The 18,626-nt window shown below is 43.5% G+C and carries 22 protein-coding genes and 1 tRNA gene; 3 read left to right on the top strand and 20 right to left on the bottom strand.

Annotated features, from left to right (window positions below; translation table 11 throughout):
• The first annotated feature begins 45 nt into the window (after positions 1-45).
• Positions 46-1,464, top strand: coding sequence for a cysteine--tRNA ligase (cysS, locus tag BUC50_RS02950; RefSeq protein WP_013048390.1), 1,419 nt, complete (start codon positions 46-48; stop codon positions 1,462-1,464).
• Between the two features lie 33 nt (positions 1,465-1,497).
• On the opposite strand, the gene BUC50_RS02945 is transcribed toward cysS, so the two are convergent.
• Both BUC50_RS02945 and BUC50_RS02940 read right to left on the bottom strand, forming a co-directional pair.
• Positions 1,498-1,986: a QueT transporter family protein gene (locus BUC50_RS02945; protein ID WP_013048391.1), complete on the bottom strand. Its 489-nt coding sequence runs from the start codon at positions 1,984-1,986 to the stop codon at positions 1,498-1,500.
• 74 nt (positions 1,987-2,060) lie between these two features.
• Positions 2,061-3,305, bottom strand: coding sequence for a Zn-dependent hydrolase (locus BUC50_RS02940; protein WP_013048392.1), 1,245 nt, complete (start codon positions 3,303-3,305; stop codon positions 2,061-2,063).
• Between the two features lie 150 nt (positions 3,306-3,455).
• Here BUC50_RS02940 and BUC50_RS02935 point away from each other — a divergent pair.
• Positions 3,456-3,554: transfer RNA gene (locus tag BUC50_RS02935), tRNA-Sec, on the top strand.
• 178 nt (positions 3,555-3,732) lie between these two features.
• Here the strand turns inward: BUC50_RS02935 and BUC50_RS02930 are convergent.
• Positions 3,733-4,443 (bottom strand): SAM-dependent methyltransferase, encoded by a 711-nt coding sequence (locus tag BUC50_RS02930; RefSeq protein WP_273311848.1) that lies wholly within the window; start codon positions 4,441-4,443, stop codon positions 3,733-3,735.
• 374 nt (positions 4,444-4,817) lie between these two features.
• Positions 4,818-5,021: a hypothetical protein gene (locus BUC50_RS02925; RefSeq protein WP_013048394.1), complete on the bottom strand. Its 204-nt coding sequence runs from the start codon at positions 5,019-5,021 to the stop codon at positions 4,818-4,820.
• Positions 5,022-5,279: 258 nt separating this feature from the next.
• Here BUC50_RS02925 and BUC50_RS02920 point away from each other — a divergent pair, with 258 nt between their 5' ends.
• Positions 5,280-5,834, top strand: coding sequence for a rubrerythrin family protein (locus BUC50_RS02920; RefSeq protein ID WP_013048395.1), 555 nt, complete (start codon positions 5,280-5,282; stop codon positions 5,832-5,834).
• A 70-nt stretch (positions 5,835-5,904) separates the two neighbouring features.
• Here the strand turns inward: BUC50_RS02920 and BUC50_RS02915 are convergent, their stop codons facing one another.
• The 16 genes from BUC50_RS02915 to ispH all read right to left on the bottom strand — a co-directional run bounded on the left by BUC50_RS02915 (position 5,905) and on the right by ispH (position 18,624).
• Positions 5,905-6,297, bottom strand: coding sequence for a translation initiation factor (locus BUC50_RS02915; protein ID WP_013048396.1), 393 nt, complete (start codon positions 6,295-6,297; stop codon positions 5,905-5,907).
• 12 nt (positions 6,298-6,309) lie between these two features.
• Positions 6,310-6,804 (bottom strand): NUDIX hydrolase, encoded by a 495-nt coding sequence (locus tag BUC50_RS02910; protein ID WP_013048397.1) that lies wholly within the window; start codon positions 6,802-6,804, stop codon positions 6,310-6,312.
• 10 nt (positions 6,805-6,814) lie between these two features.
• Positions 6,815-7,747 carry a M23 family metallopeptidase gene (locus tag BUC50_RS02905; protein ID WP_013048398.1) on the bottom strand — a complete coding sequence of 311 codons (933 nt, stop codon included), beginning with the start codon at positions 7,745-7,747 and terminating at the stop codon, positions 6,815-6,817.
• Positions 7,744-9,054 (bottom strand): thymidine phosphorylase, encoded by a 1,311-nt coding sequence (locus BUC50_RS02900; RefSeq protein ID WP_213699920.1) that lies wholly within the window; start codon positions 9,052-9,054, stop codon positions 7,744-7,746. The genes BUC50_RS02905 and BUC50_RS02900 overlap by 4 nt, the downstream gene beginning before the upstream one ends.
• Positions 9,047-9,880, bottom strand: coding sequence for a purine-nucleoside phosphorylase (locus tag BUC50_RS02895; protein ID WP_213699919.1), 834 nt, complete (start codon positions 9,878-9,880; stop codon positions 9,047-9,049). The genes BUC50_RS02900 and BUC50_RS02895 overlap by 8 nt, the downstream gene beginning before the upstream one ends.
• A gap of 17 nt (positions 9,881-9,897) precedes the next feature.
• The gene (locus BUC50_RS02890) at positions 9,898-10,782 is read right to left on the bottom strand and encodes a tyrosine-type recombinase/integrase (protein ID WP_013048401.1); all 885 of its coding nucleotides are present in this window, start codon (positions 10,780-10,782) and stop codon (positions 9,898-9,900) included.
• A 55-nt stretch (positions 10,783-10,837) separates the two neighbouring features.
• A complete protein-coding gene (locus tag BUC50_RS02885; protein WP_013048402.1) occupies positions 10,838-11,377 on the bottom strand; it encodes an NUDIX hydrolase in 540 nt (179 codons plus the stop codon).
• Positions 11,378-11,380: 3 nt separating this feature from the next.
• The gene (locus BUC50_RS02880; RefSeq protein WP_286677133.1) at positions 11,381-11,941 is read right to left on the bottom strand and encodes a 2-oxoacid:ferredoxin oxidoreductase subunit gamma family protein; all 561 of its coding nucleotides are present in this window, start codon (positions 11,939-11,941) and stop codon (positions 11,381-11,383) included.
• Between the two features lie 12 nt (positions 11,942-11,953).
• The gene (locus BUC50_RS02875; protein ID WP_013048404.1) at positions 11,954-12,700 is read right to left on the bottom strand and encodes a thiamine pyrophosphate-dependent enzyme; all 747 of its coding nucleotides are present in this window, start codon (positions 12,698-12,700) and stop codon (positions 11,954-11,956) included.
• 14 nt (positions 12,701-12,714) lie between these two features.
• Positions 12,715-13,779, bottom strand: a complete 1,065-nt coding sequence (gene vorB / locus BUC50_RS02870; protein WP_013048405.1) for a 3-methyl-2-oxobutanoate dehydrogenase subunit VorB — start codon at positions 13,777-13,779, stop codon at positions 12,715-12,717.
• A gap of 24 nt (positions 13,780-13,803) precedes the next feature.
• The gene (locus BUC50_RS02865) at positions 13,804-14,022 is read right to left on the bottom strand and encodes a 4Fe-4S dicluster domain-containing protein (RefSeq protein ID WP_013048406.1); all 219 of its coding nucleotides are present in this window, start codon (positions 14,020-14,022) and stop codon (positions 13,804-13,806) included.
• A gap of 23 nt (positions 14,023-14,045) precedes the next feature.
• The gene (locus BUC50_RS02860) at positions 14,046-14,807 is read right to left on the bottom strand and encodes a DEAD/DEAH box helicase family protein (RefSeq protein ID WP_013048407.1); all 762 of its coding nucleotides are present in this window, start codon (positions 14,805-14,807) and stop codon (positions 14,046-14,048) included.
• A complete protein-coding gene (fmt, locus tag BUC50_RS02855) occupies positions 14,800-15,732 on the bottom strand; it encodes a methionyl-tRNA formyltransferase (protein WP_213700943.1) in 933 nt (310 codons plus the stop codon). Before fmt ends, BUC50_RS02860 begins: the two co-directional genes overlap by 8 nt.
• Before the next feature lie 2 nt (positions 15,733-15,734).
• Positions 15,735-16,229: a peptide deformylase gene (def, locus tag BUC50_RS02850; protein ID WP_013048409.1), complete on the bottom strand. Its 495-nt coding sequence runs from the start codon at positions 16,227-16,229 to the stop codon at positions 15,735-15,737.
• An 81-nt stretch (positions 16,230-16,310) separates the two neighbouring features.
• Positions 16,311-17,822, bottom strand: a complete 1,512-nt coding sequence (locus BUC50_RS02845; protein WP_013048410.1) for a 30S ribosomal protein S1 — start codon at positions 17,820-17,822, stop codon at positions 16,311-16,313.
• 19 nt (positions 17,823-17,841) lie between these two features.
• Entirely contained in the window at positions 17,842-18,624 is a 783-nt protein-coding gene (gene ispH / locus BUC50_RS02840) for a 4-hydroxy-3-methylbut-2-enyl diphosphate reductase (protein ID WP_433863624.1), read from the bottom strand.
• Between the last annotated feature and the right edge of the window lie 2 nt (positions 18,625-18,626).

The following is an 18,626-nucleotide window of genomic DNA, read 5'->3' as shown; positions in this document are numbered from 1 at the left end:
ATGACTCCATATTATAATGTATTCTAACAAACGGAGGTGAATAGAGTGAGTTTAATGCTCTATAACGATTTAACGCGAAAAAAAGAACCTTTCATCCCTTTAAAAGAGGGAGAGGTGGGCTTTTATAGTTGTGGGCCAACAGTATACGATTTTTTCCATATAGGAAATGCTCGCCCATTTATTGTTTTCGATGTATTCCGCAGGTATCTTGAGGACATTGGCTACAAAGTAGTTTTCGTCCAGAACTTTACCGATATTGATGACAAGATGATCAATAGGGCCAACGAAGAAGGCATCACCGTTAAAGAATTGGCAGATGCTTTCATCAAAGAATATTTTGAAGATGCTGATGCTCTGGGTGTTCGGCGGGCCGACATTTATCCTCGAGCTACTGATCATATGAAAGAGATTGTAGAAGTGGTTCAAACTCTTATTGATAAGGGACATGCATACGTTGTGGACGGGGACGTTTTTTTCAGTGTCGAAAGTTTTCCGGGATATGGCAAGTTGTCAAAACAGAGTATAGAAGACTTACAATCAGGCTCACGTATAGATGTGAACGAACAAAAACGTCATCCCCTTGATTTTGCCCTGTGGAAAGCCCAGAAACCTGGAGAGCCCGCATGGGAAAGTCCATGGGGTCTGGGACGTCCGGGATGGCATATTGAGTGCAGCGTTATGTCGACTAAGTATTTAGGAAACACTTTCGATATCCACTCTGGCGGAAGCGACCTTATCTTCCCCCATCACGAAAATGAGGTAGCACAGGCAGAAGCCGCCACTGGAATGCAGTTTGTGCGATTTTGGCTCCATAATGGATATCTATTGATAGACAAGGAAAAAATGTCGAAATCCCTGGGAAACTTCCTTACTGTACGAAATGCTCGGAAGAAGTACTCTCCCCTCGCTATTCGCTACTTTATGCTGAGTGCCCATTATCGTTCCCCCATTAATTTTTCAGAGGAAGGGCTGAATCAGGCGACAGGTGCCGTAGAGCGGCTGCGCAATTGCTGGACAGACCTTGAGTATGCCCTTCAGTCTCGGGAACAGAAAGAAAAGGATGATACAGAAGCATTCCTTAGCGAGATTAAACAGGCTGAAACAAAATTCTATGAAGAAATGAACGACGATTTTAACACAGCAGGAGCTTTGGGTTCGGTTTTCGAAGTTGTTCGCCTGATAAATACGTATCTTAAAGATAACAGTTCAATCGATTTTAAAGTTTGCAAAGCTGCCCAAACATTCTTTACAAAAATCGATGGGATTATGGGCATCATGGGTCTTGAATCAGAGAAGGAAGAATTGGATACTTCTGAAATAGAATCCATGATAGAAGAACGCACCGCTGCGCGTAAGGCAAGGGACTTTGCAAAGTCAGATGCCATACGAGACCAATTAGCAGAAAAGGGTATCATCCTTGAAGATACCCCCGAAGGAACCAAATGGAAGAAGCAGCTGTCCTAACAAAGGGACAAAGACTTTAAGCGGGAGCTATAATTACTCCCGCTTTTCTTTTCCATATTTTTTCTCAAGAAAAATAATCAATGGAATGCCAAGAAAAGCGCACGCAACAATTTCGCCAAGTCCCACATAAAGGGCCGTATAAATAAAGGGCATTTTTGCTAGAATCGACAGATATCCCCCCACCACAAGGCTATTAACCACTACCGGTGGAACTGCGGCGAGATAGGGAGTGGGCATGCGGCTTGTAATTATGGCCGCTATAAGGGTCGCTGCGCTCCCAAAGACTACATCGATGATGCCGAAGCCCCCGGCAAAATTGGCTATAAGGCAGCCTATGAAGAGTCCGGGTATGGCCTGCGGCCAGAGATAGGGCAAAAGTGTCAGGGCTTCTGACACTCTAACTTGTATTGGGCCATAAGAGATGGGAGCCAGAATTATGGTTACTGTAGCGTATATAGCAGCTATGAGAGCCGAAATTACTATGTTTTTAATCGTTAAAAATTCTTTCATCCTTTCATTCATTAAACAAATCTCCTTTAGAAAGATTAAGGGCCTGGAAATGATTCCCAAACCTATCGGGCCGAAAGAGATACTCTTTATATATTGGCTTCGGCCAATTTTAAAATGGTGCCAAGCGCAATATCTACACCTTTTTTCAGCTGCTCATAATCTGTCCACTCTTCGGGACAGTGACTTCTACCACCTTTACTGGGCACGAAGAGAAGACCGACCCTGGTTAAACTTGCCATAATCATGGCATCGTGGCCGGCACCACTCACCATAGTGCGATAACTAATTCCTCTATGGTTTGCTTCCTGCTCAAAGATACCCCGTATTTTTTTATCGAGGTGAATAGGCGGAACCGAGATTTTCCTCTCCATATGAACGGAAACCCCCATGCGGGCGGATACTAATTCCAGTGTTTTTTTCATCTCTTTCACAATATCTTCTATATTGCGTTGCTCCACAGAGCGGATATCAACAGTGAAAAATGCTTTTCCAGGAACAATGTTGGCGCCTCCTGGATAGATCTGCATTATACCTACAGTTCCCACAGTTCCTTCCCCTTTAGCATAGGCAACATCGTGCACTGTCTTTGCCACTTCAAGAGAAGCCAGAAGGGCATCTTTTCTCATGTGCATGGGAGTTGTTCCCGCATGATCTGCCCGCCCCTCAATTTCTATATCAAATCGAGTTATACCAACTATGGTGCTCACAAAACCCGCATCAAGGGTTTCAGACTCAAGCACTGGACCCTGCTCGATATGAAGCTCAATAAAGGCCTTTAAGTCTTCAGGGTTACGAACAGCGTCTTTTACTTTAAGAGGGTCGAGGCCAAAGTCCTGAAGAGCTTTTTCAAGAGAAATGCCATTAGCATCACGAAATGTTTTTATTTCATTATTAGATACTTGTCCAGCCATGGCTCTGCTACCGTAAAGGCCTGCGCCAAATCGTGTGCCTTCCTCTTCGATCATAGCTACAAACTCAATAGGGTTTTCTGTGGAAATATTATTTTCATGAAGAATCCTTGCTACTTCCAGGGCTGCCGCAACTCCAGCAGGCCCATCAAAGTTCCCGCCATTTTTTACTGAATCAAAGTGAGAACCGATCATTACAATTGGAGCTCCCTCACCAACGCCATCTCTTCGCCCACAGATGCTGCCTGCCGCATCTGTATAAACATGCAGCCCCGCCTTTCCCATTTCAGAACAAATGTATGCTCTAGTTTTTCTATCTTCTTCAGTAAAGGAAAGTCGTGTCATTCCATTACCAGGTGTGGCTGTATATTGAGCCATGGTTTCTATATCACGCTGAATTCTTGAAATTTTGCTTTCAAGCATTTTCATTCTCTCCTTTCTGTTGTTTCATGAACATGTGCAAGAAAATTATGCCACATGTAGTTGGAGAGTTAAACCCCGCATACTTAACCAAAACGTAAATCTACGGGTGGACTTTTTTCATATTCACCTTTAGAATTATCAATTGTCTATGGAGGCGAGTGGTCTCTGGTGAGGCCCCCGGGCTTCAAACCCGGCCGAGAGGCGGCATTGGCTGTCTTTGGTGAGTTCGATTCTCACACGCCTCCGCCATTTTTTTACGGAGCCTTGCTATTACAGACTTTTCAGAAGCCGATTACTGGAATTTGCACCCTTAAAGCCTTATAAACACTTTGCTACACACACTTACCACAGTGTAGTTAAACAGTATAAAATGTGGACATTAAAAGTTTGTCTTTGGCTTTTATATGCAACATTATCGATATGCTATTCATTTTACTGTTGCTATTAACCCTATGGTGTCAAAATATTGGTTATTTTCAGCCTTCATCATTTCTATATCTCTTTTCGCGTATGGATTGTCACATTCTAACCAATCTTCCCATGCTTTTTTATGACAAGACAAAGATAGGCTCTGCTCTATTTTCACCTTCTTAGACTCTTCCCATAAAGAACGCCACCAACTTCTTGAATAAAAATTCATGTCTTCATCTTGCCAATAAGGTTTCAATACCTCAGGAACATCATTAAAAAAATCTTTTTGCAATCCAGGAATGGCAACTGCTATAATGCCGCCTTTTTTAGTCAAAGGAACTATATATTCGTCCAAGAAGCTTCTTTTAGCACCAAAATAATGATATGCATCTATACTAATGATCGCATCAAAAAAACCTTTAGCATAGGGCAATTCGTGAGCATCTGCATGAATTGGAATAATTTTATGATCAAGCTGAACAAGTTTGAACCGCTCATAATTTTCTGTCGCATTAATCCATAGGTCTGTAGCAAATACTTCAACATCATATATCCCTGCTAGAAAAATTGACGTTAGTCCTCTGCCGCAACCCAAATCTAAGACACGCATCTCCGAATGTAATTCTACTGATGCCAAAAGCTCTTCAAGAATTCTGACACAATTGGGCCCCATCATGTTCTGAAGCAAGAATTCCCTAGTAAATAAATTTTCTCTTTTGGTTCCCATTTTTACACTCCTCTCTTATCTACGGGGTTATTTCTTTATACCACCTACTGAGAAAAAGGAAGACCTCCTTCATGTTTCTGAAACAAACAAAAGCCACAAGATTCAATCTCATGGCTCTTTTCATCAAGAGTTACATTCAGTATTTCTTATTATCTTATAGATCGTCTTAGAAAAAAGACAATGCAATTTTGCACGTTGCTCCACAGTTACTTCGTGTTTGCACTTTGCGAATATTTTCAGCTTACGAGCAACTATAGTTTTCTTAGTCTTCTTTACTTCTCCTCACACCTTTTTATTACATTCCTTACGAGGGATATAAATATATTCTCCTTCAACATAGTTTTAAATAACATTGGTAAACTGGCTGTTCGTATTTAAAACCCGAGATTACGCTGTGCTTTTGTGAATCTTTCGTGCCCTGCCTGGCAATACCACTTTGCAGCTGTCTGAATATCTCCTCTAACTCTGGCTTCATTACCTTTTTGCATCGCTATTTCTGCTGAATTTGAAAAAGTAATGCCTGAAAATAATATGACCCCAAAGAATAAAAGCGTGAGAAGAAATACTGTCTTCTTCATCCCATTTCCTCCTATATATAATATTTCGAACACCTTGGGAATAGTTCGTTTCTGAGGTTATAGAAACACACCGTACTATTATTAATATTGTACAGTTATTTAATAAAATTTCAAGGTTCGTGTAGGTGAATTTTTTTAATCTTTTATTTTCTAACCTTTTAACTTGAGAGGTGTTTCTTTTCTCATGCTGTGATATTATTAAAGTCACCCTGTTTTTTGCCCCCATTGGTATACTAAATATCAAGGAGGTTAGGAGAGATGAGTGTCAAAAATGCTATGACAATAGAGTTTTTGCGTTCCGCTTATGGCGGCGAAAGCATGGCTCACATGCGATATCTTATATGGGGAGAAATAGCTCGAAAAGAAGGCTTCCCCAATATCGCAAAACTTTTTGAAGCCATAGCCTATGCGGAGTGGGTTCATGCAAGAAACCATTTTACAGTGCTTAATGGCAATGTAGCAGACAACTCTGTGATGGCAGGGGGGGTTTTTGGGAACAAGGTGACAGCAGAAAATCTTATCGGAGCCATTATAGGCGAAGATTTTGAAGTTGATCAAATGTACCCAGTCTATCTGGAAACAGCTAAATTCCAGGGGGAAAAGGATGCGGCAAGATCCTTTACCTATGCTTTAGAAGCAGAAAAAATTCATTCCAAGCTTTTTTCAAAGGCTCAAGCAGCGGCAAAGGGCGGCATTGACCTAGAGTTGAAAGCTGTTCTTGTTTGTCCTGTCTGCGGGCATACAATTCTCAATGAAGCACCAGATAAATGTCCCGTGTGCGGACTTGCCAAAGAGAAATACCAGAAATTCTGAATAAATAAAAGAACAAAAGAAGGGCCTCGATGAAGTGCACCTCTAGCGGAACATTATGAGGCCCCTCTTTTTATGAGATTGATATTCTCTTAACTCCTTCTTTTTCAAGAAGGGCTTTGATTCTTTCTCTTTGGTCACCCTGAACCATTATTGTTTCATTTTCGATGCTGCTTCCACATCCTAACTGTTTCCGCAGATATTTTGCGAGTAAATCTTTTTCCTCAAGGGTTCCGCTGGCAGTCTCAACAAGAGTAACTGTTTTGCCCCCTCTTCCCTTTCTTTCGATCCTTATTGCGACTTTGCCTGAGAGAGTAGTTTTAAAAGAAGAAGCTGTATCCTTCTTGGGTTCTTTCTTTTCATGATGATCGGATTCATAAGCAGTTCTTTTAAAAACATCACGAAAAGCCGTGTTATATAATTCCTCTTCTTCAAGAGAGTGTTTATTTTTCTTAAAACGTGCCATTTCACATCGTCCTTATAAGGCTTTTAAATAATCTATTGTTGATCGTATGATATCTCCTTTTTCCGAGAGCACTATTTGTCCCTCAAAGGGGAATTTTTTTCTTGAGAAGACAAAGGGGGCAATTTGCAGATAAAAGAGATTCATGTCATGGAGGGTAAAGCTTTCATCAATGTCATACCATTCAACTACCCCCTCTTCACCACTCTTCAAGTCACCTGAATATGAACGGCAAGTAAAGTAAAAAGTGAGAGTTTCTTGAGGGTTGTTTTCCTGGTAATTATGAACCATACCAGCAAGTTCAAGAGAACACGGCGTCAGCCCTGTCTCTTCCTCAACTTCTCGAATGCATGCCTGGGAAAGACTCTCTCCATGTTCTTTCTTGCCTCCAGGCACAGTAAGGGTATTTGCATAGGGTTCTTTTGTTCTGCGGATTAAAAGAATTTTATCTTTGTCGATAATAAAGCAAAAAACAATGATTGTGTTGTTTCCGTAGTGTTCGCAACTCATGGGGTTCCTCCTACCATCTAAACACCTGCTCCTTATTTTTTTTAGAGAGTTCTTTTTCCCCTGTCGTAAAAAGTGGCATTGGATCGACAAGTTGTCCTTGAAGTGCCATCCCAAAATGAAGATGAGGCCCTGTAATACGTCCTGAAACTCCACTCTTAGCGATGAGATCCCCCCTCCTGACATGCTCTCCTGCCTGAACCAGTGGCTTCGATAAGTGACAATATAGAGAAACAACTCCAGAGCCTGAATTAATATATATAACATGCCCGCTGAAATAGTGTTCAGCGACAAGAGTTACAATTCCGTCTGCCGCTGCATAAACGTCTGTTCCCGCTGACGCCCGTAAGTCTATTCCCGTATGAGGGTTAGAAGGTTTTCCATTGAGGACTCGCCTTTTACCATAAGTGCTTGTTATCATACTGTCAACAGGTTTTAAAAAAGGCAAATCCCAAAATCGCTCTTGTCGGATATCGAGTAATGTTTGCCGAACTACTCTTTGCTCCTCTTTTATTCTGACGAGTTCGTGACGGGGTGGCACAACCATTTTTTCAGGCAGCGTAAGAAGCTCGCGAGGATAGCTTTTAGCCAGAATTTCTACAGGCACTGCAAACTTCTCCTCTTTTCCGTTCATAAAGAACTCCATACGAAAGGTAGCCCGCCCTGGAGATGCTGTTTTAGCGCTCGTCCCCATGAGCAGAGACTGAGAGTAAGAGGTTTTTTCAGAAAAGTGAATAGGTATCTGTTGTCCGCACCAGTAGGCTTTTCCTTCCAGTGGCAGTTGCGACGTTTTCAAGTGAATAATAAAGGGCATTCCTACTTCCACTGAAGGGGGGAAAGACACCTTGATCTCTCCTCCGTAGGCCACCTTCCCAAAAGTCAGAAGCATAAGGATCAAGAGGCCGCAAAAAAGTTGTTTAAATCGCGGCGCAAAGAATTTAGTCATGAGGCTACTATCTCCATAATAAGGTTTTGGTCTAAAGGTTTGATGCTCTGAAGAGTTACAGCATGCTCAAAGTAAAAGATCGCCTGTTGAAGCTTCTCTTCCTTTGAATAATAGATGTCCAGCAGCGGGTCGCCTTTTTCTACATAATCCCCTATTTTAGCGATAAGATGGACAGCAACTTTCAAGTCAATATGTTCTTCTTGGCGAGTGCGCCCACCCCCTATGCGTTTTACGCCCTCTCCTATGGACCGGGCGTTAAGATCACTCACAAAACCAGATTCTGAAGCAAAGACTGTATATTTTTTTTCGGCTGGTTTTAGAACCTTCTCAGGGGAGTCGCATGCTGCCCCGTCTCCCTGTTGAGCAATTATGAGCTCCTTGAATTTCTCCAAAGCTTTTCCGCTTTTAAGGGTATTTTGTGACATTTCTATTCCTTCTGCCAGCGACGTTGCTTTTCCACCTAGATAAATCATGGTTCCAGCAAGATTGAGAGACAGCGTTTCTGTGTCAGATGGCCCCGCTCCCTGAAGAACACGGATGGCTTCGTACACTTCCATGCTGTTTCCTACCCATTTCCCAAGAGGTTGGTCCATTGCGCTTATTACGGCCATGCTGGGACGTCCCAACGATGCGGAAAGAGAAACAAGAGCTTCGGCCAGGTCACGTGCCCCAGAGAAGGTTTGCATAAAGGCACCTCTTCCGCATTTGACATCAAAAACAAAGCTTGACGCTCCCCCAGCTATTTTTTTACTGACTATGCTGCTGCATATGAGAGGAAGAGAAGGAACGGTAGCCGTCACATCCCTCAGCGCATAAAACTTTCCTTCGGCAGGAGCTAGCTCCAGCGAGTGGCCAGAAATTGCGCATCCTATTCTGTGTACCTGGTTCATAAAGGCTTCTGTAGAAAGATGTACGTTCATCCCTGGAATGGCTTCCAGTTTGTCCACCGTTCCACCTGTAAAACCAAGGCCACGCCCTGAAAGTTTAGCTACTGAAACTCCTGAAGCTGCTACAAGAGGAACTACCACAAGTGTGGTTTTATCTCCTACTCCTCCTGTACTGTGCTTGTCTGCCGCTTTAAAACCTTGAGGGAAGGATACAACGTGGCCAGAATGAGCCAAAGCTAGTGTTAGAGTTTTAAGCTCTTCAGTGCTCAGCCCCTTATGATAAACGGACGTAAGCCAGGCACTGACCTGATAATCCGGAATGGTTCCCTGATGAAACTGATTTACAAAAGTTTCGATATCCGCAGCTTTATGAACCATACCGTCTCTTTTCTCTTCGAGGAAAGAGAGAATATCAAACATGTTCCTCACCTATTTTGCGCAAAAGGCCCTTCAATAGAATTGTCAATTTTCCCGTTGCCTTTTCCATTTCACGAATAACTTCCTCTTCTGACAATTTCTGAGAGGTAACTCCAGCAGCATAGTTAGCTACACAAGAAACTGCAAAGACCCGCATGCCCATTGAATGAGCGACTATTGTCTCCGGTACTGTAGACATGCCCACCACGTCGGCCCCTAACGTCCTGGCCATCCGTATCTCTGCGGGGGTTTCGTAGGAAGGGCCTGTAAAGGCAATATATACTCCCCGGCGAACTGTAAGATTGTTTTCTCTTGCAGATGCTTCTGCCATATCAAGAAGTTCCCTGTCATATGTATATGACATGTCAGGGAAGCGTTCTTCTTTTTCTGAGAAAACAGTCCCAATGAGAGGGTTAGTTCCCATATAGTTGATGTGGTCATAAAGCACAACCATGTCGCCAGGCAAGTATGCGAGATTGATCCCGCCAGAAGCATTGCTGGCTATATAACAAGAAATTCCCCATTCACCAAAAACTCTCACTGGGAATGTGATGTCTTTCATTGAATAACCTTCGTAAAAATGTATTCTGCCCTGCATAACGGCAACGTAAACATTATCCAAAAAGCCAAAGACCAGTCGGCCCGCGTGGCCTGGGGCAGTGGAAAGTGGCCAGTGAGGAATTTCCGTATAAGGGATAACGATAGGATCTTTAATGGAGTCAGCAAGACCTCCGAGACCGGAACCTAAAACAAGCACAGCTTTAGGGGTTGTAGAAACCCTCTCGCTTATGTATGAGAGTGCTTCCGCTACTTTTTTATTGTATTCCATAAGAGACACCTCCGAAATTAAGCTCGTGGATGAGTCTTATCATATATGTCCCGAAGCTCCAGGTCAAAATGAACATATTTTTCAGTGGTAGCTATGGTAGCATGCCCTAACAACTCCTGGAGGGTACGGAGATCCATTCCTCGCCGCAATAAATGAGTAGCAAATGAATGGCGCAAAATATGAGGAAAAAGTCGGGAGGAGGAAATTCCTGCCGCAGCTCCTCTCTTTTTTACAATCCTCCATATATCCTCTCGTCTTAGGGGATTTCCAGTCTTAGAAATAAATAATTCCTGAACATGTGCATCTGGACGTGCTTTTTCCATGTAAAAACCTACGCGGCGGCTGACTTCTCCAAGGAAGGGGATTATTCGCTCTTTCCCACCCTTGCCAAAGATTCGCAGTGTCCGGCCTGAGAAATCTATATCTCTCAAACAGATAGTACAAAGCTCACTTGCTCTCAACCCGCAACCATAGGCAGTTTCAAGAATCGCTCTGTCACGAAGAGCCAGAAAGGAGTTACCAGAACAGGCCTCAAAAATTCTCTCCACTTCTCCCTCATTTAATATATGAGGCAGGCTGTCCCCCTTTAAAGGGAGGGTTGGCAATGTAACTTCTTCTTCCACCAATTTTTCACTGTCGAGATATCGCAGCCATGAACGAAGGGATGCAATTGCACGCTGCTGGGAAGAACGCTTTTTACCTTCTTCGTGTAAGGATCGCTGATATCTTTCTAAATAAGTTTGATTGGGGGGGTAGGCTGGTTGATCATTTTTATCGCAAAAATCCAGCCAGGCCTTGATATCACGATTATAGGCCAAGATCGTGTTTTCACTGCATCCTCTTTCAAGAAAGAGATAATCAAGAAAATCATCAAGCAATTGGTCGTATTCAAACTTTACCATGGGATATTATTAAAAAAGGGCTGGTTATGCCAGCCCCTTCCTCCTGCTAAGTTATTTATGAGTCTTTGAGGTAATTTAAGAGCCAGGATAGGGCTCCAAAAGTTTTACAGTCCCGAATGGATCCATCTTTCAATAGCCTGGGGATATCATCCACACTTACAGTTTCTACTACAATTTCTTCATCATCATCTTGTTCAAGAGATGACGGGCAGAGATCTAGGGCAAGAAAGATGACAAGAACTTCGTCACTGAACCCTGGGGAAGTGAAAAATCGCCCAATTTCCATCAGTTCTCCGGGGTAATATCCTATTTCTTCCTGAAGCTCCCTAATGGCCGTGTCTTTAAATGTTTCGCCTTCTTCAACTATCCCTGCCGGAATCTCAAGTATTTTTTGTTCAAGGGCATAGCGAAATTGCTTAACCAGCAGTACTTCTTTGTCACTTGTCAAAGGAATTACCGCTACTGCCGGTTCATGTTCTACCACTTCTCGTACTACTCTTTTGCCAGAGGACAAACGGACATTATCCACTCTAAGGTCAAGGATCTTTCCTCTATAGACGACATTTCGTGATAGAACTTTTTCGACGGAATTCATTTATCAACCTAGAATCTTTCTCGCAATTTCCTTCCCTTTAGCAAAAGCCTCGAGGTTCATTGGAAGAAATTGTGGTTTCCTTTTCCCCAATTTATCTTTTATTGTTTCGATACACGTTTCTTCTTCAACAATTCCTGTAGCTTCGACTAAGGCCCCCAAAGCAACAATATTAGCCACTTTGTCGCTGCCTAGCTCTGCTGCTACTGAGTTAGCCGGAACAGCAATAATCTTAATGTCAGTGCGGGGATTCTCATATGTCACAAGATCTCTATTGTATATAAGAACTCCGCCTTCCCTGACTGATTTTACAAATTTGGTAAGAGAGGGCTGGTTCATAATAACAACAGCATCGGCTTCCGCGACAACAGGAGACGCAATTTCTTCACTGCTTAGAACAACACCGCAGTTTGCTGTACCGCCTCGCATCTCAGGGCCGTAGGATGGAATCCACGTTACATGAAGTCCCTGGGCTATGCCAGTATATGCTACCAACTGGCCAAGCACCATTACACCTTGTCCGCCAAATCCCGCCGCGATGAGGCTTCTATCATATTTAACAGTCATTGTGTCTGCCTCCTACTCGTAATCCTTAAACAGACCAAGGGGATAGTAGGGCATCATTGAATTCACAGTCCATTCAAAAGCTTCCACGGGTCTCATTCCCCAATTAGTAGGGCAGGATGAGAGAATTTCAACGAAGGAAAACCCCTTCTTATCGATTTGATACTGGAAAGCTTTTTTCAGGGCCTGTTTTGCTCTGATTATATATTTAGGCTGTGCCACTGTAACCCTCTCTATGTAGCCAGGAGTAGCAAGTGAGCTCAAAAGCTCGCAAACCCGTATGGGATAGCCGCTGACTTTGGGGTCTCTTCCCAGAGGACAGGTTGTCGCTCTCTGGCCTATAAGAGTTGTTGGTGCCATCTGGCCGCCTGTCATGCCGTAAATGGCATTATTGATAAAAACAACAGTAATATTTTCGCCCCTGTTCGCGGCATGGATAATTTCTGCTGTTCCAATAGAGGCAAGGTCCCCATCTCCCTGATAGGTAAAAACTACCTTATCTGGACGAACACGTTTCAACCCTGTTGCCACTGCCGGAGCTCTTCCATGTCCCGCCTCGCAAAAATCTGTATCTATATAATCGTACATCATGGCGGCGCATCCCACTGGCGCTACTCCGATAGTATCCTTTTGAATATTAAGCTCATCGATGATCTCACAGACAAGACGGTGGGCTATGCCATGTCCGCAGCCAGGACAATAGTGGGTATGTACTTCAGGCATCCATGCTTTAGGGCGTTCATATACCTTTACTTCTTTCATCGCATTATCCCTCCCTACTCCAGGCCGAGCAAATTTCTGCACTGCTGTTCAATTTCTTTTACGGAAGGTGACATGCCGCCGGATCGACCATAGAAACTAACTGGGATTTTACATCCGGTTGCAACTTTCACATCGTCCACCATTTGTCCGCAGTTCATTTCTGCCACAAGAATATTCTTTACGGTCTTAGGCAGCTTTGCAAAGTCTGCGTAAGGATAGGGCCATAGGGTGATGGGCCTAATCAGACCGACCTTGTGACCTTGTTCTCTAAGATTGTTGATAACAGAACGAGAGATACGGGCTGTTGTTCCATAAGCTGCTATGACCAATTCTGCGTCCTCAGTCATATAGCTTTCACATCGAGACTCTCTTTCTTTTATTAAAGCATATTTCTTCTGAAGATCTTTATTGTGGTTCTCAAGGGCTTCCGGAGAGAGATACAAGCTTTTAAGTGAACTTCGTTTCCCGCCTCTTTCTCCCATGTATCCCAATGCCCATTCAGAAATATCTGGTACATCCTTATCGACGTAGGGTTTTATTTCAACAGCTTCCATCATCTGCCCCATAAAGCCGTCGGCAAGAATAAGCACGGGATTGCGGTAACGCAAAGCAAGCTCAAATGATTCCTGTGTAATATCGACCGCTTCTTGTAGGGTGCTTGGGGCCATTACTATCAAGTTGTAATCGCCATTCCCGCCACCCTTGGTAGCCTGTAAATAATCTGCCTGGGATGGTAGGATCCCACCAAGGCCTGGCCCTCCTCGCATAACATTTACAATAACAACTGGGATTTCAGCTCCAGCCATATAGGTTATTCCTTCTGACATGAGAGAGATTCCAGGACTGGACGATGTTGTCATAACCTTATGACCAGTTGCACCGCCTCCCATGATCATATAACTGGCCGCCACTTCACTTTCAGCTTGCACGAAGGTTCCGCCAATCTCTGGCAGATGGGCTGACATGTATTCGGGAATTTCATTTTGCGGTGTAATAGGGTAACCAAAGAAAAATTTGCAGCCAGCCTGTATGGCTGCCTCTGCAATGGCTTCAGTTCCTTTCATCAGTACGCGTCCCATTAGATTTTCCACCTCCAGAAAACGTTAGCCTTCAACGACCTTAAATACTTCGATCGCTGCGTCAGGACATGAGGTTGCACACATTGCGCACCCAATACATCCTTCTTTGAATTGCTCAACCGGCCTATGCCCTCTGCTATTAATTTTTTCTGATATTCGCAGAACTTTGACAGGACAGGCAGCGACACAAAGCCCACAACTCTTGCAATACTCTTCAAGAACGTTAATACGTCCTTTTGCCATTACGTGACACACCCCTTCCCCATTTAGTTCGACTCTTCAGTCTGACGCGACCACATAAAACCATCTTCCCATGGAAGAAGCATATATCTCGAAAGAGGCCATATCGGGACAGGGTATCCCTCTCCCAAGACTCTTTTTACATCAGGAACTAACGACGGATTAACACCTGCATAAAGAACTGGCAGATCGAGGTTCTGCCCAGCATCATAGACGGTTTTTATTCCTTCTATAGCATCGTGGACTGTTGTTTCATGCATAAGGTGAGAATTACTTATAAGAGCACCCACTTCCAGCCCGCAAATACTCTCCATTTTTTTCATCATTTTCTGGATTCTTGTTACGCTGGCGGTCTGAGGGCGAAACGCGTTTACTACAAGGATAAGCCGATAACCAACTTTTTTGATAATAGGTTCAAATTGCTTTAGTGCCAAGGCCCCTTCTGCATCCCCTCCTATATCCATAAGGAGGCGTGTACTTTCATCATGGAGAGCCCAGTCCACCTTGGGTGTTACAAGGGACATATCAAGCCATTTCGCTTGTTCAGGCATGGTTATGACAGATAGCCCCTTTTTTTCAAGAACGTCGCTTACCTGACGTATACAAAAATATGGATTAATAATGTCAATATCAGCAATCGTTACTTTCTCCCCAGCCTCTAAAAGGGCAAGGGCCATATTCAAAACCCATTCGGTTTTTCCTGAACCGAGGGCACCTGTAACCGCTACAGCTTTTGGCCATTCATAAAGGCGAATTAAACTAGCAAGAAGAGTAAGTCTGTTATTCAACAAGGTTGTCCCCCTTCTTTAAACGAATGCCTCTGCTCCATTCTGAACCTGATTGAACTCGGCGGCCTTCTGGCTGAACCTCAAGAAGAAGAACTGCGCCTTCTTGCAATGCTACGAGAGGATTCCCTTCTATAAAACCAAGTACTTCGCCTGGTTTTCCTGTCCCTTCACAAACAGATGTTTTCCAAATTTTAAGCCTGCGTTTTTTATAAAAAATAAAGGCCCCCGGTTGGGGATTCAGAGCTCGAACCGTGTTGTGGAATCTCTGTGCATCAAAACTCCAAGAAAGCTGAGTTTCTCTTTTTTCTATTTTTGAAGCATATGTAACTAATTTAGAATTTTGTAACGTTGTTATATTAGTACCCTCATTACAAGATTTTACAACTACTTTCAGTAAATTGCTACCCTCTTCCGCTAACCTCTGAAATAGGTCCCCCGAGGTTTCATCTGGCCCTATCTCTATTTGGGTCTGTCCGAGAACGGGCCCAGCGTCCATTTCCTCCACCAGTCTAAACACTGTCACACCTGTTGCTTTTTGTCCATCCATCAAGGCTCTCTGGATGGGAGCGGCACCTCGATATTGAGGTAGAATGGAGGGGTGGATGTTGAGGCAGCCCCATAAGGGGGTGCTTAAAAATGGTTCCTGGACCTTCTGTCCAAAATCAACAACGATGACGCAATGGGGTGGAGATTCGAGAAGAACTCTTTTTAGTTCCTCGTCTTTTGAAAGTTTATCTGTCCGAAAAACGGATCTGTTCAATTTTGTCGCTGTTTCTTCTACATATGAAGGTCTTTCCCCCATCCCTCTGCCTCCACGCTTAGGCATGCCAGTAATAATTCGATCAAAATGCATATTACATTTCGAAACAAGATGTTCAAGGCAAAAAGCCGCAAATGAACCCGTTCCTATAAACCATATCTTCATTATTAGCGTTCATCCTTTGCATGCTGTCTCATTCTTTTCCGTATGATATTCTTTTTCAAGGGAGAAAAATGGTCGATCAAAAGCCTCCCTTCAAGATGGTCCATCTCATGAAGAAAAGCTCGGGCAAGAAAATCTTCAGCTTCTATTGTCAGTTTCTCCCCATGTTCATTATAAGCCTCAATTACTACATGACGGGGGCGAAGAACATTCCCGAATATTCCCGGGAAACTCAGGCACCCCTCTTCACTAACCTGCTCGCCATCGGCTTTTAAAAGGATGGGGTTAATGAGGACATAAAGAGTTTCATCATAATATACAATTGCCAGCTTTTTTGATACGCCCACTTGGGGGGCTGCAAGTCCTACACCGTCCGATTCAAGCATAATAACCTTCATTTCTTCAATGAGATCCATTAGTTTTGAATCAAACAGGTCTATGGCTTCTGTTTCTTTTCGCAAAACAGGATCTGGATAGGTTCGAATCAGAAATTTTTTCAAGATCTTGCTCCTCTAAATTAAGACTTTTCAAAATTTTATTCACTAAAAAGGGCTGCTGGTTCCAGCAGCCCTTCCCTTTATTTAGCGATTAAGAAAGTCTTTCAAGACATCCCCGATAGTAATCGAGGGCTCTTCTTCATGGAATGTTGGCTGCTGTTTTTGCCTGCTCTCTTCTGCTTTCTGAGCGAGACGTTTCTTTTTCTCTTCTTCTCGATTCTTACGAATCTCTTCTTCGAAGAGAGCGCTAATACTTAGTCTCATTCTTCGCTCTGCAGGATTAATTTCAATGACCCGCGCTAAAACTTCCTCGCCTTCAGACAATACGTCTTCGGGCTTGTCTACACGTTTTGTGCTCAGTTGAGAGATATGGATGAGCCCCTCAACGCCTTCTTCCACTTCTACAAAGGCACCGAAATCAGCCAGCCTGACAACTTTAACAGTAATATCCTGTCCTTTGGTATATCTTTCCTCTATTCCTGTCCAAGGGTCATTAAGCTGTTTGTAGCCGAGGCTCATACGTTTTTTCTCCGCATCCACATCAAGAACCACAACTTCTACATTCTGGCCCTTTTTAAGGACATCACGTGGATGTTTAATACGCGCCCAGCTAAGGTCACCAATATGGATAAGCCCTTCAATGCCAGGCCCCACTTCTACAAAAGCCCCAAAGTCTGTGACATTTGTAACTACACCAGAAGCTTTGTCCCCAATTTTCCAGTTTTCTTCTACAATGCTCCAGGGATCTGGCTGGGTTTGTTTTATGCTGAGGGAAACACGGTTGTTTTCCTGCTCTATACCAATAACCTTTACCTTTACGGTTTCACCTTTTTTAACAACTTCTTTCGGTTTTACATTGCGCTTCCATGAAAGCTCGCTAATGTGAACAAGACCATCGATGGGGCCAAGATTGATAAAAGCGCCGAAAGATGTAATGCTGCTTACCCTGCCCTCAAGAATGTCTCCCTCTGAAACTGTTGTATAAAATTTATTCCGCTGCTCCTCTACTGCTTCTTCAACAAGCATTCTTCTTGAAAGGACAAGACGTCTCTTGCGTCGGTCTTTCTCCAAAAGTTTTACATCAAAGACTTCTCCCACAAATTTACCGGGGTTCACCCCTCGTCCCTCTTCAGCAAGATGGGAAATAGGAATAAACCCTTCGAGATTAAAGCAGTTGACCATCAATCCGCCCTTAACCTTGCGTATCCCTCTCACTGAAATAAGATCGTGAGAAGAAACAAAGGATTCCAACTCAGCCCAACGCCTGTCAAATTCACAGCGCCAGCGGCTTACCAGAAGCTGAGCATCTTCTCCGTGGCGTATATTGATGACCTGCACTTGAATTTCATCATTAATTGAGGGCTCTTCTTCCTCTTCAACTAATATTTTATGAGTCCACTCTCTTCGAGGAAGAAAACCTTCACACTTATATCCTACATCCACGAGCCAACCATCTTCATTTGCTCCAACAATTGTCCCTGTTACAACTTTCCCTTTGTGAATTTCCTCTCCCGCATATTTCTCGAGCATGGATTCCATATCCATATTTTCGAAATTTTCGGTTGTTTTAACATCATTATTCATTTCTTCCATCATAACCTTCCATCCCCCTTGGCTACCTGCGTGATGACAATGTATTTTTAAGCTGACTAATCAGCCAATCCGGAGTACTGGCCCCGGCTGTGATTCCTACTCGCGCCTTACCTGATAACCACCTCCTGTCCAATTCTTCAGCGTGTTCTATCCACACAACGTCAATTCCGGAAAAGCGGGCTATATCATACAGCTTCCCTGTATTTGCGCTGTTCCTGCCCCCCACTACTATAATACCATCTACAAATTGAGCTAGCTTGCGAGTGGCATCTTGTCGTTCACGAGTTGCATTGCAAATCGTGTTATAGACGCGCATTTCCTGAGTTCTGAGCGCGAGCTCTGAAACAATGGCTGCAAAAACCTTACTATCCTGTGTTGTCTGTGATATTACTCCTAATTTAGCAGTTTTACCAATCTCTGTGACGTCCTCTTTTTTTTCTATGACTGTAGCCTTGCCCTCAACTATCCCCTGAAGAGCTTTTATTTCTGGGTGATTCCCGTTACCGATGATACAAATTTTATATCCTTCCCGAGCAAGAAGCTTTATTCGCTCCTGAGCTTTTTTAACAAATGGACATGTCCCATCTACTATGTGAATGGAGTGTTTTTGAAGAGTGGAAAAGAGTTCTGATGATATCCCATGGGCGCGAATAAAGATACGGGATAACGGGGGAATCATATCGGGGGAGTCAACAACAACAAGGCCCTTCTTCGCAAGTCTCTCAACCTCCTGTGGATTATGTATGGGCATGCCGAGAGAATATATGGGGCCTTCATCGCTCAATATTTTTTCAAGGGTTTCTATAG

Origin of the sequence: Aminobacterium sp. EBM-42 (genome assembly GCF_001896635.1) — a bacterium.
GTDB classification, from domain to species: domain Bacteria; phylum Synergistota; class Synergistia; order Synergistales; family Aminobacteriaceae; genus Aminobacterium; species Aminobacterium colombiense.
This window is presented reverse-complemented; position numbering and strand designations above follow the sequence as displayed.